A 23,878-nucleotide genomic window follows, 5' to 3' on the forward strand; every position below is an offset into this window, starting at 1 on the left:
CGCAAATGCAAACCACGATGGACACCAGGCGCTGGCAATTCTGGATCGACCGCGGCGGCACATTCACCGACGTCGTCGGCCGGCGCCCCGACGGCAGCCTGGCCACCCACAAGCTGCTGTCGGAAAACCCCGAGCAGTACCGCGACGCCGCGGTGGCGGGAATCCGCCACCTGCTCGGGCTCGCAGACGGCCAGCCGGTGACGCCGGCGCAGGTGGAGTCGGTGAAGATGGGGACCACGGTCGCCACCAACGCGCTGCTGGAACGCAAGGGCGAGCCGACGCTGCTGGTGACGACGCGCGGCTTTCGCGACGCGCTGCGCATCGCCTACCAGAACCGCCCGCGCCTGTTCGACCGCCACATCGTGCTGCCCGAGTTGCTGTACAGCGAGGTGCTGGAGGCGCAGGAGCGGGTGGCGGCGCAGGGCGAGGTGCTGCAGCCGCTGGACGAGGCGGCCTTGCGCGCCGGCCTGCAGGCCGCCCATGGGCGTGGCCTGCGCAGCGTGGCGGTGGTCTTCATGCACGGCTACCGCTTCACCGGGCACGAAAAAGCGGCGGCGCGGCTCGCGCGCGAGGTCGGCTTCACCCAGGTGAGCAGCTCGCACGAGACCAGCCCGATGATGAAGTTCGTCAGCCGCGGCGACACCACGGTCGTCGACGCCTACCTGTCGCCGATCCTGCGCCGCTACGTCGACCAGGTGGCCGGCGAGATGCCGGGCGTGCAGCTGTTCTTCATGCAGTCCTCGGGCGGCCTGACCGACGCCCATGCCTTCCAGGGCAAGGACGCCATTCTCTCGGGACCGGCCGGCGGCATCGTCGGCATGGCCAGGACCGCGGCCCTGGGCGGCCACGACAAGGTAATCGGCTTCGACATGGGCGGCACCTCCACCGACGTCTCGCACTTCGCCGGCCAGTTCGAGCGCGAGTTCGAAACCCAGGTGGCCGGCGTGCGGATGCGCGCGCCGATGATGAGCATCCACACGGTGGCGGCCGGCGGCGGCTCGATCCTGGCCTTCGACGGCGCGCGCTTCCGGGTCGGGCCGCAAAGCGCGGGCGCCAATCCGGGCCCGGCCAGCTACCGCCGCGGCGGGCCGCTGGCCGTGACCGACGCCAACCTGATGGTCGGCAAGATCCAGCCGCGCTACTTTCCCAAGGTGTTCGGCCCGCAGGGCAACGAGGCGTTGAGCGCGGACGCCGCCCAGGAGCAATTCTCAGCCCTGGCGCAGCAGACCGGCCGCAGCACCGAGGCGATCGCCGAGGGCTTCATCAACATCGCGGTGCAGCAGATGGCCAACGCCATCAAGAAGATCTCGGTGGCGCGCGGCTACGACGTGACGCGCTACACGCTGCAGTGCTTCGGCGGCGCCGGCGGCCAGCACGCCTGCCTGGTGGCCGATGCGCTGGGCATGACGCGGGTGTTCGTCCATCCGCTGGCCGGCGTGCTCAGCGCCTACGGCATGGGCCTGGCGGACCAGAACGTGATCCGTGAGCAGGCGGTGGAACTGCCGCTGGCAGCGGGGTCCCTGGCGGAGGTGGCGCAACGCCTCGACGCGCTGGCAGCCGCGGCGCAGGGCGAGCTGCGCAAGCAGCAGGTGAACACCGGAACGATCGTGGTGCAGCGGCGCGTGCATGTCCGTTACCAGGGCAGCGATTCGGCGCTGGTGGTTCCGTTCGGCGATCTGGCGACGATCACCTCGGGATTCGAGGCAGCCTACCGCCAGCGCTTTTCCTTCCTGATGAAGAACAAGCCGCTGGTGGTGGAGGCGGTGTCGGTGGAGGCGGTGATCGCCGGCGATGCGCCGCACGAACCGGCGCATGAAATGCATCCGGTGCGCGAGGTGCCCCGGCGCGAGACGGTCCGCATGTATTCGGGCGGCAAGTGGCACGCCGCCGCGCTGGTGGTGCGCGAGGACCTGCGCCCGGGCGATCTCATCGCCGGGCCGGCGATCATCGCCGAGAAGAACGCGACCACCGTGGTCGAGCCCGGCTGGGAAGCGAAGCTCACTGCGCTGGACCACCTGGTGCTGGACCGGCGCGAGGCGCGCGTCATCACCTTCGCCGCCGGCACCACGGTGGACCCGGTGCTGCTGGAGGTGTTCAACAACCTGTTCATGAACATCGCCGAGCAGATGGGGCTGCAGCTGCAGAACACCGCCTACTCGGTCAACATCAAGGAACGGCTGGACTTCTCGTGCGCGCTGTTCGATGCGCAGGGCAACCTGATCGCCAATGCGCCGCACATGCCGGTGCACCTGGGCTCGATGGGCGAGAGCATCAAGACCGTAGTGCGGGAGAACGCCGGCAAGATGGCGCCCGGCGACGTGTTCGTGCTCAACGACCCGTACCACGGCGGCACCCACTTGCCGGACGTGACGGTGATCACGCCGGTGTACCTGAATCTGCCCGTTCGGGCTGAGCCTGTCCTTCGACAAGCTCAGAACGATCGGAATGCGAGCACTTCGACAAGCTCAGTGCGAACGGAGGTTCCGCTGTTCTACGTCGGCTCGCGCGGCCACCACGCCGACATCGGCGGCACCTCGCCCGGCTCGATGCCGCCGTTCTCCACCCGGATCGAGGAGGAGGGCGTGCAGATCGACAACGTCAAGCTGGTCGACCGCGGCACGCTGCGCGAGGCGGAGATGCTCGCGCTGCTGCGCAGCGGGCAGTATCCCAGCCGCAATCCCGAGCAGAACATGGCCGACCTGAAGGCGCAGATCGCCGCCAATGAGAAGGGCGTGCAGGAACTGCGCAGGATGGTGGAGCAGTTCGGCCTGGACGTGGTGCAGGCCTACATGGACCACGTGCAGGACAACGCCGAAGAATCGGTGCGGCGCGTCATCACGCGCCTGAAGGACGGCAGCTTCACGCTGCCGCTGGACAACGGCGCCCAGATCCAGGTGGCGATCCGCGTCGATGCGAAGAACCGCTGCGCCGAGATCGACTTCAGCGGCACCTCGCCGCAGCAGGTGAACAACTTCAATGCGCCGACGGCCGTCTGCATGGCGGCCGTGCTGTACGTGTTCCGCACGCTGGTGGATGACGACATTCCGCTCAACGCCGGCTGCCTCAAGCCCCTGAAGGTGATCATCCCGGCCGGCTCCATGCTCAACCCGCATCCGCCGGCCTCGGTGGTGGCGGGCAACGTGGAGACATCGTCCTGCATCACCAATGCGCTGTTCGGCGCGCTGGGCGTGATGGCGTCCAGCCAGTGCACGATGAACAACTTCACCTTCGGCAACGAACGCCACCAGTATTACGAGACCATTTCCGGAGGCAGCGGCGCCGGGGCAGTGATCGACGCCGCGGGCCGGGTCGTCGGCGGCTTCGACGGCACCAGCGTGGTCCAGACCCACATGACCAACTCGCGGCTGACCGATCCGGAAGTGCTGGAGTTCCGCTTCCCGGTGCGGCTGGAAAGCTACGAGATCCGCGCCGGCTCCGGCGGCAAGGGCCGCTGGACCGGCGGCAACGGTGGGGTGCGGCGGGTGCGCTTCCTGGAGCCGATGACCGCCAGCATCCTGTCCAACGGCCGCAAGCATGGCGCCTTCGGCATGGCCGGCGGCCAGCCGGGGCAGGTAGGCATCAACCGGGTGGTGCGCGCCGACGGCCGCGTGGAGACGCTGGAGCACATCGGGCAGGCGCAGATGCAGCCCGGCGACATCTTCGAGATCCTCACCCCGGGCGGCGGGGGTTACGGCAAGGAGTGATGGCGATGCACTTCGTGGACAACTACCGCTACCTGGCGCGCTACAACGGCTGGATCAACCAGCGGCTGTACGACGCCTGCGAAGGGCTGAGCGACGAGGAACGCAAGCGCGACCGCGGCGCCTTCTTCGGCTCGATCCACCGCACCTGGAACCACCTGCTGTGGGGCGACCGCATGTGGCTTGCGCGCTTCGCGGCGCAGGAGGGCGCGGCTGCCGCTGCGCTGTCGGCCGACCTGCTGGCGCTGCCGCCGGGCGCCGCCCATGCGACGCTTCTCTATGACGACTGGTCTGAGTTGCGCACGCAGCGGGCCCGCCTGGACGATGCGATCGAGCGCTGGACCGGCGCCATGCCGGCGGACTTCCCGCTGCGCACCATGCGCTACAGCAACACCAAGGGCGTGCAGCGCGAGCATCCGGCGTGGATGGCGCTGACGCATCTGTTCAACCACCAGACCCATCACCGCGGGCAGGTGACCACGCTGCTGACCCAGGCCGGCATCGATCCGGGCCTGACCGACCTGATCGCCCTGCCGGCGCAGTGAAGCGGCCATGAAAAAACCCGCCGCAGCGGGTTTTTTCATTGGGGCAGGCAGCCCTTACTTCTTGGCGGCGCTGGCAGCCGGCTTGGCGGCATCGGCCTTGGCATCCGCCTTGGCGACGGCCTTGTCGGCCTTCGCTTCGGCCCGGGCTTCCTTCTTTTCCGCCTGGGCCTTGGCCTTCGCTTCCTTCTTGTCGGCCTTGGCTTCGGCCTTTTCGGCCTTGGCGTCCGCCTTGGCGACAGCCTTGTCCGACTTGGCATCGGCCTTGGCGTCCTTCTTTTCTTCCTTGGCGGCGGCCTTGGCGTCCTTGGCCACGGCGCCCTTGAAGCTTTCGCCGTTGACGGTCAGGCCGTTCTCGGACAGCTTGACGGCGCTCTTCTCGCCCACGCCCTTGACGCGGTCGATGAAGTCCTGCCAGTTCTTGAACTCGCCCTTCTTGCGCTCGGTGGTGATCAGCTTGGTGGTGACTGGGCCGATGCCCTTGATGCTATCGAGCTGGGCGTCGGTTGCCTTGTTGACGTCGACGGCGGCCATGGCAAGGGTGGCGTACAGCATGACCAGGATGGCCAGGATTTTCTTGAGCATTTGATTCTCCTTGGAGGGGCCGGCACGGTGTGCGCCGGGCCCGTGTCTAACGGCGGGCGGCCGGGCCCGGTTGACGGGGGCTCCCCTAGCTGGAGGAAAGCGCCGCGACGTAGCTGGCAACGCCGCTCTGGACGTCGGCGAATGCGTGCGTGCAGCCGGCGGCGCGCAGCGCGGTGAGGTCCGCCTGCGTGTAGCACTGGTACTTGCCGCGCAGCGCGTCGGGGAACGGGATGTAGTCGATCAGGCCCTGCGCCGCGGCGCCGGCCGTGTCCAGCACCGGCTGGCCCGGGCGCAGCGCGTTGACGACGGCGGTGGCGACGTCGTTGAACGGCTGCGCGCGCCCGGTGCCCAGGTTGAAGATGCCCGACTTGTCGGGATGGTCCAGGAACCACAGGTTGACGGCCACCACGTCGTCGATGAAGACGAAGTCGCGCATCTGCTCGCCCGGCCCGTAGCCGCCGTACTCGCCGAACAGCTTCACCTTGCCTTCGGCGCGGAACTGGTTGTACTGGTGGAAGGCGACGCTGGCCATCCGGCCCTTGTGCTGCTCGCGCGGCCCGTAGACGTTGAAGTAGCGAAAGCCCGCCACCTGCTGGGTGGCGGCCTCGAACCTGTCGCCCAGCTCGCGCCGCAGCTTGCGGTCGAACAGCAGCTTGGAGTAGCCGTAGACGTTCAGCGGCCGCTCGAATTCGGGGGTTTCGCGAAAGGACGCGGGGCCGCCCGTGCAAGCCTGGCCGGGCGCCGGACCCCCATACGTTGCGGCCGACGACGCATACAGCAGCCGCGTGCGCAGCCGCTGGCAGGCCTGGAACAGGCCGCACGACAGCGTGTAGTTGTTCGCCATCATGTACTTGCCGTCGCTCTCCATCGTGTCGCTGCAGGCGCCTTCGTGGAACACCGCCTCCACCTTGCCGTAACCGGCCTCGGCAAAGCGCGGATAGAACTCGCCGGCGTCGACATAGTCGGCGATCTTCAGGTCGGCGAGGTTGCGGAACTTGTCGCCCTGGGTCAGGTCGTCCACCGCGATGATGTCGTCGACGCCGCGCGCGTTCAGGCCCTTGACGATGTTGCTGCCGATAAAACCCGCAGCCCCCGTTACTACAACTCTCACGAATGCCTCCTGCGGGTTTCAGTGGAGACCAACTTGCTCCGGCAAGTCATGCCGGAACCAAAACCGGCAGCGCCGGTGACGACGACCCTCATGCGAACAGCTCCTCGTACGAGACGGTGGCGGTGCCGAACTTTCCCACCACGATGCCGCCGGCCTTGTTGGCCAGCGGCATCGCCTCGCGCAGGTCCATGCCGGCCGCCACCAGCGCCGCCAGCGTGGCGATCACGGTGTCGCCGGCGCCGGTGACGTCGAACACCTCGCGCGCCTGCGCCTCCACGTGCAGCGCGCCCTGCGCATCGAACAGCGTCATGCCGTCCTCGCCCAGGGTCACCAGCAATGCATCGAGCTGCAGCTCCTGGCGCAGGCGCTGCGCCTTGGCGGCCAGCTCCTCGCCATCGCGCCAGCCGCCGACCACCTGCTGCAGTTCGGCCCGGTTCGGCGTGATGACGCTGGCGCCGGCGTAGCGGGAATAGTCGCTGCCCTTGGGATCGACCAGCACCGGCTGGCCGGCGGCGCGGGCGCTGGAGATCATCGCCTGGATGTGGGCCAGCCCGCCCTTGCCGTAATCGGAAAACAGGATCGCGTCGTGCGCGGGCGCCAGCTGCGAGAAGGCTTCGGTCTGCGAGGCCAGCGCCTCGTGGTCCGGCTCGTTTTCGAAGTCCATGCGCAGCAACTGCTGGTGGCGCCCGATCACGCGCAGCTTGACCGTGGTGCGCAGGCCCGGGTCGCGCCGCAGGTGGGTGGAGATGCCGGTCTCCTTGAGCAGCGCTTCCAGGATCTGGCCGGGCTCGTCGTCGCCGACCACGCCCAGGAAGCTCGCCTGCGCGCCCAGCGTGACCACGTTGTACGCCACGTTGGCGGCGGCGCCGATGCGTTCTTCCTCGCGCGTGACCCGCACCACCGGCACCGGCGCCTCGGGCGAGATGCGGTCCACCGCGCCGTGCCAGTAGCGGTCCAGCATCGCGTCGCCCACCACGAGCACGCGGGCCTTGGCCAGCTGCTGCTTGCTGATCTGCTTCATAGTTCTTCGACCCGCCTTGCCGGATAGCTGTCCCAGGCGTGGCAGCCGGGGCATTGCCAGAAATGCTGCTTGGCCTCGAAGCCGCAAGCTGCGCACCGGTAGCGGGTGAGCGGCTTGACGGCATGGTCCAGGGCCCGCTGCACGGTGGGATGGAACTCCTCGTGTTCGAGCCTTTCCTCGGCCAGCCAGCGGGTGGCCGCCACCAGCGACAGCTCTCGGCCCAGGTGCTGGACGTACCAGCGGCGCGCCGATTCGCGGTCCGGGTCGAGCGCCACGATGCCTTCCAGCACGTCGATCGACGGCGCCAGCTCGTAACTGGTCTGCAGCGTCTCCAGCGCCTCGGCCTGCATGCCGCAGGCCACCGCCGTTTCCACCAGCGGGCTGGCGACCAGCGGGATCGCCGACGGCGCCGAATGGGCCAGCCGCGAGAGCGTCTGGTAGGCGGTCGCCACCTCGCCGGCGCGCCACTGCAGCGCCGCCAGGTCCATGCCCGGCCGGGCCGCGTCCGGCGCCATCCTCATCGCCTCGCGCAGCAGCGGTTCGGCCTTGTCGTTGGGCACCAGGGCGGCCCGCTCGCACAGGTAGTGCGACTGGCGCGCGCTGAAGTTGCCGTGGCCGCTGGCCTGCAGCTTGGCCGCGGTGTCGCCGGCCTGCACCCAGTCGCGCGAGCGCTCGTAGATCGACAGCAGCGCCAGCAGTGCCTGCTCCTCGAAGTCCGAGCCCTCGAGCTTGCGCAGCGCTTCTTCGGCGCGGTCGAGCAGGCCGGCCTTGAGGTAGTCCAGGGCCAGCGCGTGCTGGGCCCGCTGGCGGTCGGCGCGCCCGAGGTCGCCGCGCGAGAGCAGGTGCTCGTGCACGCGCACGGCGCGCTCGTACTCGCCGCGGCGGCGGAACAGGTTGCCCAGCGCGAAATGCAGCTCGGAGGTGTCCGGGTCGTTCTGCACCGCCTCGATGAAGGCGTCGATCGCCTGGTCCTGCTGCTCGTTGAGCAGGAAGTTCAGGCCGCGGAAGTAGGCCTTGGGCGCCTGGCGGTTCTCCATGCGCAGCTGGCGCAGGTCGAAGCGCGAGGCGGCCCAGCCCAGCACGAAGGCGATCGGCAGACCCCAGAGCACCCAGCTGAGGTCAAAGTCCATGGTGCATCGGCGGAACCGGCGTTTCGGGGGGAGAGGACCGGGCCATGCTGGCGCGGTGGGCGGCGACCCGGTGCTTCCACCAGCGCGGCACCATGCCGAGCGCGCCGATGGCCAGGCCGAGCGCGAAGGCGGCCAGCACCACCAGCACCAGCGGCGCGCGCCACTGGGTGCCGAAGAAGAAATGGACCGTCGCGTCCTGCTGGTTGTTCAGCGCGAAAGCGAAGAGGGTAAAAAAAATGGCTGCCTTGAGCAGCCACAGGACGTATTTCATCGAGCTCCTCGAAGCCGGATTCTAGGGCCTAGGCCCCGGTCTCCAGCTCCTGGGTCCGCTTGTCCACCGCCTCGCGCAGGGCCTTGCCCGGCTTGAAGTGGGGAACCCGCTTCTCCGGGATCTGCACGCTTTCGCCCGAGCGGGGATTGCGCCCCAGGCGCGGCGGCCGCCGGTTGATCGAGAAGCTGCCGAAGCCGCGGATCTCGATCCGGTGCCCTTTCACCAGCGCTTCGCCCATCGCGTCAAGAATGGTCTTGACGGCATATTCGGCGTCGCGGTGCGTCAGCTGGCTGAAACGCGCTGCCAGTTCTTCGACGAGGTCGCTACGGGTCATAGGTCTCCCGGAATTGTCATCCCGGGCTCGACCCGGGATCCATGCCGCACCGGACAGACCATGCTGCCGGTGCGTCTGGATGCCGGAAACGAATCCGGCATGACAGTCCTTGTTACTTTTCCGAGTTGTCCAGCTTGGCGCGCAGCAGGGCGCCCAGGCTGGTGGTGCCGGCGTTCTCGCGCGAGGACTGCTGGCTCAGGTTCTGCATCTGGCCCTGCTCGTCTGCCATGTCCTTGGCCTTGACCGACAGCTGGATGTTGCGGGTCTTGCGATCCACGTTGACAACCACGGCGGAGACTTCGTCGCCTTCCTTGAGCACGTTGCGGGCGTCTTCCACGCGGTCGCGGGAGATTTCCGAAGCACGCAGGTAGCCGATGATGTCTTCGCCCAGGTCGATCTCGGCGCCCTTGGCGTCGACGGTCTTGACCTTGCCGGAGACGACGGCGCCCTTGTCATGGATGGACACGAAGGTCGCGAACGGGTCGCCGTCCAGCTGCTTGATGCCCAGCGAGATGCGCTCGCGGTCCACGTCGACGGCCAGCACGATCGCATCGACTTCCTGGCCCTTCTTGTAGTTGCGCACGGCGGCTTCGCCCGGCTCGTTCCAGGACAGGTCCGACAGGTGCACCAGGCCGTCGATGCCCGCTGCCAGGCCGACGAACACGCCGAAGTCGGTGATCGACTTGATCGGGCCCTTGACGCGGTCGCCGCGCTTGGTGTTCTGCGCGAATTCCTGCCACGGGTTGGCCTTGCACTGCTTCATGCCCAGCGAGATGCGGCGCTTGTCTTCGTCGATCTCCAGCACCATGACTTCGACTTCGTCGCCCAGGGCGACGATCTTCGACGGCGCGACGTTCTTGTTGGTCCAGTCCATTTCGGAGACGTGCACCAGGCCTTCGATGCCCGGCTCCAGTTCCACGAACGCGCCGTAGTCGGCGATGTTGGTGATCTTGCCGAACATGCGGGTGCCCTGCGGGTAGCGGCGGTTCACGCCCATCCACGGGTCGTCGCCCATCTGCTTCAGGCCCAGCGAGACGCGGTTCTTCTCGGTGTCGAACTTGAGGATCTTGGCGGTGATTTCCTGGCCGGCCTGAACGACTTCGCTCGGGTGGCGGACACGGCGCCAGGCCATGTCGGTGATGTGCAGCAGGCCGTCGATGCCGCCGAGGTCCACGAACGCACCGTATTCGGTGATGTTCTTGACGACACCGCGGACGACGGAGCCTTCCTTGAGGGTTTCCATCAGCTTGGCGCGCTCTTCGCCCATCGACGCTTCGACAACGGCGCGGCGGCTCAGCACCACGTTGTTGCGCTTGCGGTCCAGCTTGATGACCTTGAACTCCATCGTCTTGTTTTCGTACGGCGTCAGGTCCTTGATCGGACGCGTGTCGATCAGCGAGCCGGGCAGGAAGGCGCGGATGCCGTTGACCAGCACCGTCAGGCCGCCCTTGACCTTGCCGCTGGTGGTGCCGGTGACGAATTCGCCGGACTCCAGCGCCTTCTCCAGGCTCATCCAGGACGCGAGGCGCTTGGCCTTGTCGCGCGACAGGATGGTGTCGCCATAACCGTTTTCGATGGCGTCGATGGCCACCGACACGAAGTCGCCGACCTGGACTTCGATCTCGCCCTTGTCGTTCTTGAATTCGTCGATCGGCACGTACGCTTCGGACTTGAGGCCGGCGTTGACGACGACGAAGCTGTGTTCGATGCGGACCACTTCGGAGGTGATCACCTCGCCGGTGCGCATTTCGGAGCGCTGCAGCGACTCCTCGAACATCGAGGCAAAAGATTCCATGGATTCAGACATTGGTTTTTTCCTTGCGCGTCAGCAGGTTTCCATCCGCGGGATTGCGGAATGTTTCTAGGACTGAGACGGCTCTTTGCGGCTTGGGACCGCGGGTTAAGTTGAACAACCGCACGGCCTGGGCGCTGCTGCGCGAGAGGGGCCAAGCGGACCTTTTGCAATCAGCTGTGGAAGGGCTGCCTTGCATCCCACCACTGGAGCACCTGGGCCACCGATTCTTCGATCGAGAGGCTCGAGTTATCCAGCAGGAGGGAATCCGCGGCCGGTTTCAGGGGCGCCACGGGCCGGGACGAATCCCTTGCATCGCGCGCCTCCAGAGCCTGCCGAAGACTGTCAATTGTAGCGGGAATTCCCTTTGAAATCAACTGCTTATGGCGGCGCTCGGCGCGCTGGCCGGCGCTGGCCGTGAGGTAGACCTTCATCGGCGCCGCGGGGAAGATGACCGTGCCCATGTCGCGGCCGTCGGCCACCAGGCCGGGCAGGCGGCGGAAGCCGTGCTGCAGCGCCAGCAGCGCGGTGCGCACGGCCGGCAGCGTCGAGACCCGGGAGGCGTTCATGCCCGCCTCCTCGGTGCGGATGGCCTCCGACACGTCGATCCCGCCCAGCAGGATGTGGCCCTGCGAAAACCGGACCGGCAGGGAGCGTGCCAGGCCGGCGATGGCGGCTTCATTGGCGGGGACCAGGTCCAGGCCGGCGCGCCGTGCCGCCAGTGCGGTCACCCGGTAGAGCGCGCCGGAATCGAGGTAGTGGTAGCCCAGGCGGTGCGCCACTTCGGAAGCCAGCGTGCCCTTGCCGGAGGCCGTCGGGCCGTCGATGCACAGCACCGGGATGTCCTGCGGCCCGGTCTGGGCCACCGAGAACAGCGCCTCGAAATAGTCGGGGAAGGTCTTGGCCACGCACTTCGGGTCCAGGATGCGCACCGGAACCCGGGCCGGATTGAAGGCTGCCAGCGAGAAGCACATCGCCACCCGGTGGTCGTCGTAGGTGTGGATGGAGGCGGCCTTCCACTGGCCTGGCGGCGTCACCTGCAGGAAGTCCGCGCCTTCCTGCACCAGGGCGCCGAGCTTGCGCAGTTCCACCGCCATCGCCGCCAGCCGGTCCGTCTCCTTCACGCGCCAGCTCGCGATGTTGCGCAGCGTGCTGGTGCCGTCCGCATACAGCGCCATCACCGCCAGCGTCATGGCGGCGTCGGGGATGTGGTTGCAGTCCAGGTCGACGGCCTTGAGCGGCCAGGCGCCGCGGCTGATCACCAGGCCATTGGGTTCCCCCTCGATCCTCGCACCCATCAGCCGCGCCGCCTCGACGAAGCGGATGTCGCCCTGGATCGAGTCGAGCCCCACGCCCTGGATGCGCACCGGCGCCTGCGGCGTCGCCGCCAGCGCACCGAGTGCGATGAAGTAGCTGGCCGACGAGGCGTCCGCCTCCACGTGGATGCTGCCCGGCGAGCGATAGGCGCTGCCGGCGGGGATGGTGAAGCGCGACCAGCCGTCGCGCCGCACGGCGATGCCGAAGCGCTCCAGCAGCTTGAGCGTGATCTCGATGTAGGGCCGGGAGATCAACTCGCCGACGACCTCGATGACGATGTCGCGTGGCGCCGACAGGCCGCCCTTAAGCGCCGGAGCCCCCTCGGGGGGCAGCGAGGACACGGGAGTGCCCAGCGTGGGGGCTTTATCTCTGGCGACGAGTGGCAGCGCCATCAACAAGGCGGTGAGGAACTGGCTGGAGACGTCGCCCCGGACCTGGATCGCGGCGTCGAGTGCGAGCCGCGGCTGGCCGATGCGCAGCGGCGGATAGCCTTCCGTGCCCAGGTAATCGATCGAGCAGCCGAGCTGGCGCAGCGCGTCCACCAGGTCGCCGATCGGCCGCTCGTGCATGCGCGCCACGCCGCTGAGCTCGAAGTCGCCGCCCAGCACTGCCAGCGCCGCGGTCAGCGGCCGCATCGCGGTGCCGGCGTTGCCCAGGAACAGGCGGGCGGGGGAGGCCGGCGCATTGCCGCCGAGCCCGGTGATTTCCAGCGCTGCGCCCTGGTGGCGCACGCCGCAGCCCAGGGCGCGCAAGGCGTCCAGCATCACCCGGGTGTCGTCGGAATCGAGCAGGTCGTGGATCAGCGTGGCGCCGCCGCTGAGCGCCGCCAGCAGCAGCACGCGGTTGGAGATGCTCTTGGAGCCGGGCAGGTTCACCGTGCCCGCGGCGCCGGCCAGCGGCGGGATGTCCAGGAAGGCCGTGGAAAACATCAGGCGCCCGGACGCATCATTTCTTGGGGAATCCCATGCGCCAGCCGGCCCGGGCGCGGCTGGCGCTGGCGATGGATTCCTCCAGCGCCTCGCCGTTGTTGTTGGTGATCATCGCTTCCATGGCCTGCAGCGCGCGCTGGAACTGGCCCGATTGCTCCAGCAGCTCCTGGCGGTTGGCCAGCAGCACGTCGCGCCACATCTTGGGATCGCTGGCCGCGATCCGCGTGAAATCGCGAAAGCCCGGCCCGGCGAGCGACAGGAATTCCTTGCCGCTGGCCTGGCCCGTGATGCCGTTCATCAGCGCGAAGGCGATCAGGTGCGGCAGGTGGCTGACCGCTGCGAAAGCGGCGTCGTGCGCATCGGGCGACATCTGCACCACGTGGCACTGCAGCGCCTCCCAGACTTCCGCGGCGCGCCGCAGCTGCGCGAGCTGGGTGCGCTCGATCGGCGTCAGGATGACCGTCTTGCCGGTGTAGAGGTCCGGATCGGCATGCTCCACCCCGGACACTTCCTTGCCGGTGATCGGATGGCAGGGCACGAACGAGCCGATGTGGTCGCGCAGCACCCGGCGCGCGGAGTCCACCACGTCGCGCTTGGTCGAGCCGACGTCCATGATCAGCATGTCGTTGTTGACCAGGTGGCGGATCGCCTTGAGCGTGGCTTCGGTGGCGGCGACCGGCACCGCCAGCAGCACGATGTCGGCGCCCGACACCGCCAGCAGCGCCGACGGCGCCTCGACGTCGATGACGCCCATCTGGCGCGCCCGCTCGGTGGTGGAGGGCGACTTGCTGTAGCCGACCACGCGCTTGACCAGCCCGGCGCGCTTGAGCGCGAGCGCAAAGGAGCCGCCCATCAGGCCGCAGCCGATCAGACCGAGTTGTTCAAACATGGAGTGGGGGTTTCATCATTCGCCGACGGGGTAAGTGCCCAGGACCTTGTAGAACGCGCACAGGGACTGCAGGTCCTTGAGCGCGGCCGCGACATGCGGCTGGGACGGGTGTCCCTGCAGGTCGATGTAGAAATAGTATTCCCACTGCCCCGAGCGGGCCGGGCGCGACTCGAAGCGCGTCATCGACACGCCGTGCTGCTTGAGCGGCACCAGGATGTCGTGCACCGCGCCCGGCCGGTTGGGGACGGACACGATCAGGCTGACGCAATCGCGCCCCGACGCCTGCGGCGCCTGCAGCGTCTGCGGCAGGCAGATCACGGCGAAGCGCGTGCGGTTGAAGGCGTCGTCCTGGATCGCATGGACCGCGACGTGCAGTCCGAACTCGCTGGCGGCGCGCTCGCTGGCGATGCCGGCCCAGGCGGGATTGGTGGCGGCCAGCCGCGCGCCTTCGGCGTTGCTGGAGACGGCGCGCCGCTCGGCGTTGGGCAGGTGCTTGGTCAGCCAGCCCTGGCACTGCGCCAGGGCCTGGGGGTGGGCCAGCACCACCTCGATGCCTTCGAGCGAATTCGACAACCGCAGCAGGTGGTGCCGCACCAGCAGGCTCACTTCGCCGACGATGTGCAGCGGCGACTGCAGCAGCAGGTCCAGCGAACGCGTCACCACGCCTTCGCTGTTGTTCTCCACCGGGACCACGCCGAAATCGGCGGTGCCGGCGGTGGCGGCGTGGAACACCTCGTCGAAGTTGACGCAGGGCACGTGCTCGATGCTGGAGCCGAAGAACTGGACCGCGGCCTGCTCGCTGAAGGTGCCGGCGGGCCCGAGGTAGGCGACGCGCAGCGGCGCCTCCAGCGCCCGGCAGGCCGACATGATCTCGCGCCAGATGGTGGCCACGTTCTCGCTCTTGAGGGGCCCCTGGTTGGCCGCCTGCAGCGTGTTGATCACCTGGGCTTCGCGCTCGGGCCGGAACACCGGCGAGCCCTCGGCGCGCTTGAGCTCGCCCACTTCGTTGGCGAAGCCGGCGCGGCGATTGAGCAGGGCCAGCAGCTCGCGGTCGACTTCGTCGATCGCGGCGCGCAGCTGGCTGAGATTCTTCTTTGTTGTACTCATAAGGAATGCATGCAATCGACCGTCAGCGGCCCCCCGCCGCCGACCGTCTCCCCGGCGCGATCAGGCCGGACCCGGTTCTTCCGCGCCCGGCTCGGCGGCCTCGACGTCGGCGGGATTGGCGTCATTTTCCACGATGCGCTGCAGGCCGCTCAGCTTGGAGCCTTCGTCCAGGCCGATCAGCGTCACGCCCTGCGTGGCGCGGCCCATCTCGCGGATCTCGCTGACCCGGGTGCGGACCAGCACGCCCTTGTCGGTGATCAGCATGATCTCGTCGTCGGCATGCACCAGCGTTGCGGCAACGACCTTGCCGTTGCGCTCGCTCTGCTGGATGGCGATCATGCCCTTGGTGCCGCGGCCGTGGCGCGTGTATTCGGTGATGCCGGTGCGCTTGCCGTAGCCGTTGGCGGTGGCGGTGAGCACGCTCTGCTGCTCGTCCTCGGCCACCAGCATGGCGATCACGCCCTGGCCCTCGTCGAGCATCATGCCGCGCACGCCGCGGGCGTTGCGGCCCATCGGACGCACGTCGTTCTCGTCGAAGCGCACCGCCTTGCCGCCGTCGGAGAACAGCATCACGTCGTGCTTGCCGTCGGTCAGCGCCGCGCCGATCAGGTAGTCCCCGTCGTCCAGGTCCACGGCGATGATGCCGGCCTTGCGCGGGTTGCTGAATTCGTCCAGCGCGGTCTTCTTGACCGTGCCCATGGACGTCGACATGAACACGTAATGGTCGGCCGGAAAGCTGCGGAATTCGCCGGTCAGCGGCAGCACCACGTTGATCTTCTCGCCTTCCTGCAGCGGGAACATGTTGACGATCGGGCGGCCGCGCGAACCGCGCGAGCCCGCCGGCACTTCCCACACCTTCAGCCAATAGAGCCGGCCGCGGTTGGAGAAGCACAGGATGTAGTCGTGCGTGTTGGCGATGAACAGCTGGTCGATCCAGTCATCTTCCTTGGTGGCGGTGGCCTGCTTGCCGCGGCCGCCGCGCTTCTGGGCGCGGTATTCCGACAGCGGCTGGCTCTTGATGTAGCCGCTGTGGGACAGCGTCACCACCATGTCGGTCGGGGTGATCAGGTCTTCAGTCGACAGGTCGAACGAGCTGTGCTCCACCAGGCTGCGGCGCGCGCCCAGCTTGGTCTGGCCGAACTCCTGCTTGATGGCCGTGAGCTCTTCGCCAATGATGGCGGAGACGCGCGCCGGCTTGGCCAGGATGTCCAGCAGGTCCTCGATCTCCGCCATCACTTCCTTGTATTCGGCGACGATCTTGTCCTGCTCCAGGCCCGTCAGGCGCTGCAGCCGCATCTGCAGGATTTCCTGCGCCTGGGTGTCCGAGAGGCGGTACAGGCCATCCGCGCCCATGCCGAATTCGCGCTCCAGGCCCTCGGGCCGGTAGTCGTCGGCGTTGACGACGCCGCCGTCAGTGCGCGCGCGGGTGAGCATCTCGCGCACCAGCTGGCTGTCCCAGGAGCGGCTCATCAGCTCGGCTTTCGCGACCGGCGGGGTGGGCGCGTTGCGGATGATCTGGATGAAGTCGTCGATGTTGGCCAGCGCGATCGCCAGGCCTTCCAGCACGTGGCCGCGTTCGCGTGCCTTGCGCAGCGCGAACACGGTGCGGCGCGTCACCACTTCGCGGCGGTGCTGCAGGAAGACCGAGATCAGGTCCTTCAGGTTGCACAGGCGCGGCTGGCCGTCGATCAGGGCCACCATGTTGATGCCGAAGGTGTCCTGCAGCTGGGTCTGCTTGTACAGGTTGTTCAGCACCACCTCGGGTACTTCGCCGCGCTTGAGTTCGATCACCAGACGCATGCCGGACTTGTCGCTTTCGTCCTGGATGTGGCTGATGCCCTCGATCTTCTTTTCGTTGACCAGTTCGGCCATCCGCTCCTGCAGCGTCTTCTTGTTCACCTGGTAGGGCAGCTCGTCGACGATGATGGACTGGCGCTGGCCCTTGTCGATGTCCTCGAAGTGGCACTTGGCACGCATCACCACCTTGCCGCGGCCGGTGCGGTAGCCTTCCTTGACGCCGTTGATGCCGTAGATGATGCCGGCGGTGGGGAAGTCGGGTGCCGGGATGATCTCCATCAGCTCGTCGATGGTCGCCTCCGGGTTGCGCAGCAGGTGCAGGCAGCCGTCCACCACTTCGTTGAGGTTGTGCGGCGGAATGTTGGTGGCCATGCCGACCGCGATGCCGCCGGAGCCGTTGACCAGCAGGTTGGGCAGCTTGCTGGGGAGCACCAGCGGCTCGCGTTCACTGCCGTCGTAGTTGGGGCCGAAGTCGACCGTCTCCTTGTCGATGTCCGCGAGCATCTCGTGGGCAATCTTGGCCAGCCGGATCTCCGTGTAGCGCATCGCCGCCGCGTTGTCGCCATCGACCGAGCCGAAGTTGCCCTGGCCGTCCACCAGCATGTGGCGCATCGAGAAGTCCTGCGCCAGCCGCACGATGGTGTCGTAGACCGACTGGTCGCCGTGCGGGTGGTACTTGCCGATGACGTCGCCGACGATACGGGCCGACTTCTTGTAAGGCCGGTTCCAGTCGTTATTGAGTTCGTGCATCGCGAACAGCACCCGGCGGTGGACCGGCTTGAGGCCGTCGCGCGCATCCGGCAAGGCCCGCCCCACGATCACGCTCATCGCGTAATCGAGGTAACTGCGCCGCATTTCCTCTTCAAGACTGATTGGCAGGGTTTCTTTGGCGAACTGGGTCATGAGGAGGAGGTGGGGCGGGCGAGGGCGAAGCAGCTGATTTTACGTTGCGCGGGGCCATGTCGCAAAGCAGCAACATAAGCCGGCTATTGAGGTTTTGTCCTACGAAGCCCAGCCTTGATAACCGTTGATTGTGTAAGGACGTGTGGCACAATGACTTTGACGTTTTTGGTGATGGTCACCTTAATCGTAGTGTTTACGCAGCGCGGCTGCGGCTTTTTCCCCAAGAGGAGAACCATGAAGAAACTGAACAAAGTGGCGATGCTGTTTGCCTCCGTCGCGCTGGCAACCACGGCCGTCGCACAGACCCGGGTGACCGCAGCAAATGGCGGCAACGTGATCGACAACTGGCAAAACGGCACCGGTGAGTACGTCTGGAAGAACGGCACGAACGAACTGTGCTGGCGCGATGCCAACTGGACGCCCGCCACTGCCGCCGTGGGTTGCGATGGCGCCCTGGTCCAGGCTGCTCCTGCTGCCGCTCCGGCCCCGATCGTCGCCGCTCCGGCTGCGCCGTCTGCTGCTCCCGCTCCGGCTCCGGCTCCTGCCGCCGCTGCTCCCCAGCCGCCCGCAGCCACCAAGGTCACCTACGCCGCTGACGCCTTCTTCGACTTCGACAAGTCGGTTCTGAAGCCCGAAGGCAAGGCCAAGCTCGACGACCTCGTCAGCAAGGTCAAGGACATCAACCTGGAAGTGATCATCGCCGTCGGCCACACCGACTCGGTGGGCACCGATGCGTACAACCAGCGCCTGTCCGTGCGCCGCGCCGAGTCCGTCAAGGCCTACCTCGTGTCCAAGGGCATCGAGAAGAACCGTGTCTACACCGAAGGCAAGGGCGAGAAGCAGCCGGTCGCGGACAACAAGACCGCCGAAGGCCGCGCCAAGAACCGCCGCGTGGAAATCGAAGTGGTCGGCACCCGCGCCAACCGCTAACCGCTCGCGGTCCGCAAAAAAAGCCCCGGCAACGGGGCTTTTTTCATTTCTGTCGCCGAGAATCACGGCATGAGCGAGCAGACCGTCAACGCCGATCCCGCCGAACTGGCCAAGTTCTCCGACCTGGCCCACCGCTGGTGGGATCCGGAGAGCGAGTTCCGTCCGCTGCACCAGATCAATCCGCTGCGGCTGGAATGGATCCAGGCGCAGTTTCCCCTGGCGGGCCAGCACGTCCTCGACGTCGGTTGCGGCGGCGGCATCCTGGCGGACTCGATGGCCCGCAAGGGCGCCGACGTGCTGGGCATCGACCTGGCCGGCAAGGCGTTGCGGGTGGCACAGCTGCATGCACTCGAGGCGCAGACGCCGCACGTCAAGTACCGCGAGGTCAGCGTCGAGGCGCTGGCGGCCGAGCAGCCCGCCAGCTTCGACGCCGTGACCTGCATGGAAATGCTGGAGCACGTGCCGGACCCGGCCTCCGTGGTCCGGGCCTGCGCCGCGCTGGTCAAACCGGGCGGCTGGGTGTTCTTCTCCACCATCAACCGCAACCCGAAGGCATTCGTGCTGGCCATCCTCGGGGCCGAGTACCTGCTGAACCTGTTGCCCCGAGGCACCCACGAATATGACAAATTCCTGCGCCCCAGCGAGCTGGCCGGATTCTGCCGTGCCAGCGGGCTGCAATTGCAGCAGAGTCGGGGCCTGGAATACAACCCGCTGACGCGCCGCTACTGGATGTCGGGCGACACCAGCGTCAATTACCTGATCTCCACCCGAAAAGCCTGATGTTCGACGATATCCACGCGGTCCTGTTCGACCTGGACGGCACCCTGATCGACAGCGCGCCGGACCTCGGGGCCGCCGCCGACAAGATGCGGGTGGACCGCGGCCTGCCGTCGCTGCCGCTGGACCACTACCGTCCGATGGCCGGGGCAGGCGCCCGCGGCATGCTGGGCATCGCCTTCTCGATGACGCCCGACCACCCGGGCTTCGGCAGCATGCGCGAGGAGTTCTTCATCAACTACGAAGGCTGCATGACGCAGCGCACCTACGTCTTCGAGGGCGTGGCCGAACTGATCGCCGCGCTCAAGACGCGGGGCGTCAAGTGGGGCGTGGTGACCAACAAGGCCGCGCGCTTCACCGATCCCCTCACCCGCAAGATGCCCTTGTTCGCGACCGCCGCCGCCGTCATCAGCGGCGACACCACCGCGCATGCCAAGCCGCATCCCGCACCGCTGCTGGAGGCGGCGCGCCGGCTCAACGTGGATCCGTCGCGCTGCGTCTACGTGGGCGACGACGAGCGCGACATCGCAGCCGGCCTGGCCGCCGGGATGGCGACGGTCGCGGCCACCTACGGCTACCTCGGCAGCAACGGAAACACCCAGGCCTGGGGAGCCCACGCGCAGATCAAATCGCCTTTCGAGCTGCTGCCCCTCTTGAAATTCGGGCTGCAGGCGTAAACTACGGGGTTCCTGGGGCTGCACTGGTTTCGACGTGGGTTCGGACGCGCGGCAGGGCATGTCGAGCTGAATGTGCTCGTAAAAAAGATTCAAACAAACTAACTGCAAACGACGAACGTTTCGCACTCGCCGCTTAATTGCCGGTGAGCTTTGCAACAGCAGGCCGATGGGCTGGGCAAGGGGTCTTTAACGCAAGTTGAATGCTCCCGGCTGCAAAGATAATTTCATCGGCTGGTTTCCTGTCGGGTAACTTGGCAGGGAACGAGAAAATAGGTTGCTGGCGTCCCCTAGAGCGTGCCGCTGCGCGCTAGGGGAAGCGAGATCCAAACCAGACGGCTAAACATGTAGAACTGTGCGAAGAAGGCTTGCGGACGCGGGTTCAATTCCCGCCAGCTCCACCATATGACCCGGCAAAGGCCGCTAACGACATACTGTTAGCGGCCTTTTTCTTTTATAAATCAAGAACTTAGCCTACAACAACCTTTTGCTCGGGCAGTTGCCCGACCCCAACGCTAAGCCGGGCCGTCTTGACTAGAATTCTAGACAAATCTGCGTTACACGACTGTCTCAACCTGAAAGACTGATTTTCTAGACAAATGCCGTGAATCGGCATAAGGTCGTTCATAACGCCTAGAAATCTAGTCATCATGAACCTTGGCAAATCTATCCCAACTCCAGCGGACTGCCTCGTCCCAGACGGCAAAGCATTCGGCGCCTCAATTCGTGCCGCGCGCCGCGCTGCCAACATGACCCTGGCCGAGGCATCGCTCTTGCTCGGAGTGGCCCGGCAAACGCTCACCAACCTGGAAACCGCCAAAAGCAGCGTGAGCCTGGACACCGCGTTGCGAGCCGCGCGCGAGTTCGGCGTGGCAATCCTGGCCGTGCCCGGGGGCCAGCGCGAAGCCGTGCGCCGTGCGCTGGCCGGCATGACTGCGAACGCCGACACGAACTCTCCGTCCCCCGAGAAGTGACCAACCATGACGACCCTGAACGTGTGGGCCGGTGAGGATCTCGTGGGTGCGCTGGGTCATGACCCGCAAGCCAACCGCTTCAGCTTCGACTACGCCCCCGAGTGGGTCCACGCTCCGGGGAGCTTTCCGCTCAGCCCACAGCTTCCTTTGCAACGCCCGGTGGGCGAGACTCCAGAGCAGCACAGCGCGCAGGTGCGGCAGTTCTTCGAGAACCTGTTGCCTGAAGGCGAAGCTCTGGATCATGCGGCGCTGACCGCGGGCACAACGCGCTCCAACTTGGTGGGCCTGCTGATCGCCATCGGCAAGGAGACTGCCGGCGCGTTGCGCGTCACCTTGGCCGCCGACAAGGCTGCCACGCCAGATCACCCGGTTCGCTCTCACCTGCGCGAAATCACCCCAGACCAGCTCTCGGAGCGAATCCGCCAACGCGAGAACGTGCCGTTCTCCGTCTGGGACGGCAAGGTGCGGCTTTCTATCGCGGGTTACCAGGACAAGATCGCGGTCTACGAGCGCGAAGGCAGGTGGTTCCTGGTGGAGGGCGGCCCGCTGGCGTCCACGGAAATCGTGAAGCCATTGCCGATGCGCAGTCAGCTGGCAGCCTTGCCTGCCAACGAGCACATGTGCATGCGGCTGGCACGACGCATCGGCCTCGCAGCAGCATCGACCCGACTTGTGCACGTGCCAGAGCCGGTGCTCCTGGTGCACCGCTTCGACCGCGTCGAAACCAAGGAAGGCGTCAGGCGCCTGCACATCGTCGATGGCTGCCAGGCGCTGGGCTTGGCGGTGTCCATGAAATACGAGCGGGCCTACGGCGACACCCCCGAAGTCGCCAACCTGCGCGACGGCGCTAGCCTGCCAAGGCTGTTTGCGTTGGTGGACCAGAGCCCGGTGCCGGCGGTGGACCGGCTCGGCCTGTTGCGATGGGCGATCTTCCAGGTCCTGATCAGCAATACAGACGCCCACGGAAAGAACGTGTCCTTCTTCTGTGACGCGCGCGGCCTCCGGTTGGCGCCGGCCTACGACATGGTGTGCATGGACGCCCTCGATGCCGGTTTCTCGCACACCTACGCGATGGCGATTGGTGATGCGTTCACCGAAGAGGCGCTTACCCCCTATGAATGGGCGCACTTCGGCCACCTGTGCAAGCTGCCCTTCCGGCTGGTGGCACACGAGCTCGAAGGGCTTGCCGACAAGGTGATTTCGATCATGGATGCGTTTCTGGGGGAGATGATCAGCCAGTCGGTTCCCTCCGCCGTGGCGCAGCGCTTCCAGGAAGTGGTGATGGCCACGTGCACGCGTCAGCGCGCGCACGCACCGCAGATCGCGCGGTTCAAACGCTCCGACTTCCAGTGAACCACGTCAAGATGCCGGCTTTTCAACAAGCCGGAGATTCGGCGTCGCCCTGGGCTTGCGGCAGTCCTCGGTGAACGATATGGCGCTGGAGGCGTCGCTGCTGGACGAGCCTTCCTTGAGGAGATCATCCAAGTGCCTCTTCACTTGCCTCCAGTTGATGAAGACAGCCTCCGTCATCTTGCGTTAGAGGGGTAGACAACGCTGTAAATCACGCTGACGTCACGCTTACTCACCAGTGCGGGCAGTGCGGTCGGCGCACTCCATGCTGGATCGCCGGTCAGGCCGGTTTGTATCCGGTTTTGTCGAACAGGTACTGGCGCGATTCTGTCGCGAGGCGCCTGGCCCTGTTCACCAGCGCGATGTCCACCAGGCGTCCATTCATCTTGACTGCGCGGCCCCGCACAAACACGGCGTCGATGGCGGAGGTATCGGCGGCGGCCACAATCGCATCAACGGGATCCTGCATCGGGTAGTACAGCAAGCTGGTGGCCTGCATCATCAGCAAGTCGGCATCCTTGCCCACTTCAAGGGTGCCGATGCGCATTTCCTGCCCGATCGTCTTAGCGCCGTCGACTGTCGCCATCTCGAGCAGGCGCTTTGTCGTGATGCTGTTGGCGGCGTTGAAATTCTGGGGTTCCGGCCGGCTGTCGGGCGGGTTGGCGGCCTCGACCCGCCCCACGGACAGCGTGCTGCGCATGATCGAGAACATGTCGCCGGCCGACGTCGATTCGCTGTCGCAGCTCAGGCTCACAACCAGCCCCTTCTGGACGGAACGCACGACCGGCGGCAAGCCGCGCCGCCAGCGCACGCGCAGCATTTCGTCCAGCGGCGAGATGGACGCCGTGCCGCCGGAATCCTTGATCATCTGGAGTTCGTCGTCGGTGCTGTCGCGCACATGCACGTGCGTGATGTCCGGCCCCAGAAGCTTCGCATCGTTCATGGCGCGGATGCCCCCCGCCACTGCAAAGCCGATGTGAATGGTCGTGCGGATATCCAGCTCGCGCGCGATCCGCAGGTCGCGCGCCACCTGGTCCATCACCGCGAAGTCCGGTCCGCGGCCGGCCATCGCGAGCTGGACCATGCCCTCGTTGCTGCTGAAGTGCTGCTTGCGCACGCGGCGGATGTCGTCCGGGATATCCGTGGTGCTCTTGGAGATCCAGATTGCCGGGTTGGGGGCCTGCGGCCATCCCATGGCGAACACGCTGCGCGCGCCGGCGTCGCGCAGGGCCGCGACGGCGGCATCCGCATGTGCGGGCGTGTTCTGGATGTGCGACCAATCGAGCAGCGTCGTGATGCCGCCATCGAGTGCTGCGAGCCGTCCGATCAGGTTGGCTGCATAGACGTCCTCCGGCCGGAAGATAACCCCGAACTTGAAGAAATTGAACTGGAAATACTGCGCCGCGCTCCAGTTCGCGCCCAGGTGACGCAGGCAGCTTTGCCAAGTATGGCGATGCGTCTCGACAAAGCCCGGCATCAGGATGCGGTCGGAGGCATCGATGACTTCCGCATCGCCTGCGGAGATCGACGGCGCGATGGCAGCGATCTTCCCCTTCTCCACGAGGAGGTCGCCGCGCAAGACCTTGGAGACCGGTGCCATCGTCAGCAGCAGGCCGCCTTTGAACAGAACGCGGTCGCCCCGCGGCACCGCCATCGGGCGCGGGCCGTCGGGGGATGCGCAGCCCACGGCTGCCAGTGCCGGTACTGTGAGTGAAGCTTGCAAGAAATTTCTACGGTCCATGAT

Annotated in this window: 19 protein-coding genes and 1 other RNA gene; 8 read left to right on the top strand and 12 right to left on the bottom strand. The window is 66.7% G+C overall.

Annotation, left to right across the window (positions count from 1 at the left end):
• Nucleotides 1–5 precede the first annotated feature (5 nt).
• Nucleotides 6–3,704, top strand: a complete 3,699-nt coding sequence (locus ACFPOE_RS16300; protein ID WP_376851232.1) for a hydantoinase B/oxoprolinase family protein — start codon at nt 6–8, stop codon at nt 3,702–3,704.
• A gap of 5 nt (nt 3,705–3,709) precedes the next feature.
• Nucleotides 3,710–4,246: a DinB family protein gene (locus tag ACFPOE_RS16305; protein WP_376851912.1), complete on the top strand. Its 537-nt coding sequence runs from the start codon at nt 3,710–3,712 to the stop codon at nt 4,244–4,246.
• A gap of 54 nt (nt 4,247–4,300) precedes the next feature.
• On the opposite strand, the gene ACFPOE_RS16310 is transcribed toward ACFPOE_RS16305, so the two are convergent.
• The 11 genes from ACFPOE_RS16310 to gyrA all read right to left on the bottom strand — a co-directional run bounded on the left by ACFPOE_RS16310 (nt 4,301) and on the right by gyrA (nt 17,429).
• A complete protein-coding gene (locus ACFPOE_RS16310) occupies nt 4,301–4,828 on the bottom strand; it encodes a ComEA family DNA-binding protein (RefSeq protein ID WP_376851233.1) in 528 nt (175 codons plus the stop codon).
• An 85-nt stretch (nt 4,829–4,913) separates the two neighbouring features.
• Nucleotides 4,914–5,939, bottom strand: a complete 1,026-nt coding sequence (rfaD, locus tag ACFPOE_RS16315) for an ADP-glyceromanno-heptose 6-epimerase (RefSeq protein WP_376851235.1) — start codon at nt 5,937–5,939, stop codon at nt 4,914–4,916.
• A gap of 88 nt (nt 5,940–6,027) precedes the next feature.
• Complete coding sequence (gene rfaE1 / locus ACFPOE_RS16320) at nt 6,028–6,960, bottom strand: D-glycero-beta-D-manno-heptose-7-phosphate kinase (protein WP_376851237.1); 933 nt, start codon at nt 6,958–6,960, stop codon at nt 6,028–6,030.
• On the bottom strand, nt 6,957–8,090 hold the full coding sequence (gene lapB, locus ACFPOE_RS16325) for a lipopolysaccharide assembly protein LapB (protein WP_376851239.1): 1,134 nt from the start codon (nt 8,088–8,090) through the stop codon (nt 6,957–6,959). The genes rfaE1 and lapB overlap by 4 nt, the downstream gene beginning before the upstream one ends.
• On the bottom strand, nt 8,080–8,361 hold the full coding sequence (locus tag ACFPOE_RS16330; protein ID WP_376851240.1) for a LapA family protein: 282 nt from the start codon (nt 8,359–8,361) through the stop codon (nt 8,080–8,082). Before ACFPOE_RS16330 ends, lapB begins: the two co-directional genes overlap by 11 nt.
• Nucleotides 8,362–8,389: 28 nt before the next feature.
• Complete coding sequence (locus tag ACFPOE_RS16335) at nt 8,390–8,695, bottom strand: integration host factor subunit beta (protein ID WP_376851242.1); 306 nt, start codon at nt 8,693–8,695, stop codon at nt 8,390–8,392.
• 112 nt (nt 8,696–8,807) lie between these two features.
• A complete protein-coding gene (rpsA, locus tag ACFPOE_RS16340; RefSeq protein ID WP_376851244.1) occupies nt 8,808–10,502 on the bottom strand; it encodes a 30S ribosomal protein S1 in 1,695 nt (564 codons plus the stop codon).
• Nucleotides 10,503–10,660: 158 nt separating this feature from the next.
• The gene (locus ACFPOE_RS16345; RefSeq protein ID WP_376851245.1) at nt 10,661–12,733 is read right to left on the bottom strand and encodes a bifunctional 3-phosphoshikimate 1-carboxyvinyltransferase/cytidylate kinase; all 2,073 of its coding nucleotides are present in this window, start codon (nt 12,731–12,733) and stop codon (nt 10,661–10,663) included.
• A gap of 16 nt (nt 12,734–12,749) precedes the next feature.
• Nucleotides 12,750–13,622, bottom strand: coding sequence for a prephenate dehydrogenase (locus tag ACFPOE_RS16350; protein WP_376851247.1), 873 nt, complete (start codon nt 13,620–13,622; stop codon nt 12,750–12,752).
• A gap of 15 nt (nt 13,623–13,637) precedes the next feature.
• Entirely contained in the window at nt 13,638–14,729 is a 1,092-nt protein-coding gene (gene pheA / locus ACFPOE_RS16355; protein ID WP_376851248.1) for a prephenate dehydratase, read from the bottom strand.
• A gap of 60 nt (nt 14,730–14,789) precedes the next feature.
• Entirely contained in the window at nt 14,790–17,429 is a 2,640-nt protein-coding gene (gyrA, locus tag ACFPOE_RS16360; protein WP_376851250.1) for a DNA gyrase subunit A, read from the bottom strand.
• A 234-nt stretch (nt 17,430–17,663) separates the two neighbouring features.
• Between gyrA and ompA the strand changes: the two genes are divergently transcribed.
• The 6 genes from ompA (at nt 17,664) to ACFPOE_RS16390 (ending at nt 22,137) form a co-directional block, all read left to right on the top strand.
• Nucleotides 17,664–18,359 (top strand): outer membrane protein OmpA, encoded by a 696-nt coding sequence (gene ompA / locus ACFPOE_RS16365; RefSeq protein ID WP_376851913.1) that lies wholly within the window; start codon nt 17,664–17,666, stop codon nt 18,357–18,359.
• A gap of 69 nt (nt 18,360–18,428) precedes the next feature.
• Nucleotides 18,429–19,139: a bifunctional 2-polyprenyl-6-hydroxyphenol methylase/3-demethylubiquinol 3-O-methyltransferase UbiG gene (gene ubiG / locus ACFPOE_RS16370; RefSeq protein ID WP_376851252.1), complete on the top strand. Its 711-nt coding sequence runs from the start codon at nt 18,429–18,431 to the stop codon at nt 19,137–19,139.
• A complete protein-coding gene (gene gph, locus ACFPOE_RS16375; RefSeq protein ID WP_376851254.1) occupies nt 19,139–19,813 on the top strand; it encodes a phosphoglycolate phosphatase in 675 nt (224 codons plus the stop codon). Before ubiG ends, gph begins: the two co-directional genes overlap by 1 nt.
• Before the next feature lie 14 nt (nt 19,814–19,827).
• Nucleotides 19,828–20,214, top strand: a transfer-messenger RNA (tmRNA) gene (ssrA, locus tag ACFPOE_RS16380).
• A 246-nt stretch (nt 20,215–20,460) separates the two neighbouring features.
• Nucleotides 20,461–20,784 (top strand): helix-turn-helix transcriptional regulator, encoded by a 324-nt coding sequence (locus ACFPOE_RS16385; protein WP_376851256.1) that lies wholly within the window; start codon nt 20,461–20,463, stop codon nt 20,782–20,784.
• Between the two features lie 6 nt (nt 20,785–20,790).
• A complete protein-coding gene (locus ACFPOE_RS16390; RefSeq protein ID WP_376851257.1) occupies nt 20,791–22,137 on the top strand; it encodes a HipA domain-containing protein in 1,347 nt (448 codons plus the stop codon).
• A 277-nt stretch (nt 22,138–22,414) separates the two neighbouring features.
• Here the strand turns inward: ACFPOE_RS16390 and ACFPOE_RS16395 are convergent, their stop codons facing one another.
• On the bottom strand, nt 22,415–23,875 hold the full coding sequence (locus ACFPOE_RS16395; protein ID WP_376851259.1) for an amidohydrolase family protein: 1,461 nt from the start codon (nt 23,873–23,875) through the stop codon (nt 22,415–22,417).
• Nucleotides 23,876–23,878 lie beyond the last annotated feature (3 nt).

The sequence above is a fragment of the Caenimonas terrae genome, assembly GCF_042655405.1.
Lineage (GTDB): Bacteria > Pseudomonadota > Gammaproteobacteria > Burkholderiales > Burkholderiaceae_C > Ramlibacter > Ramlibacter terrae_A.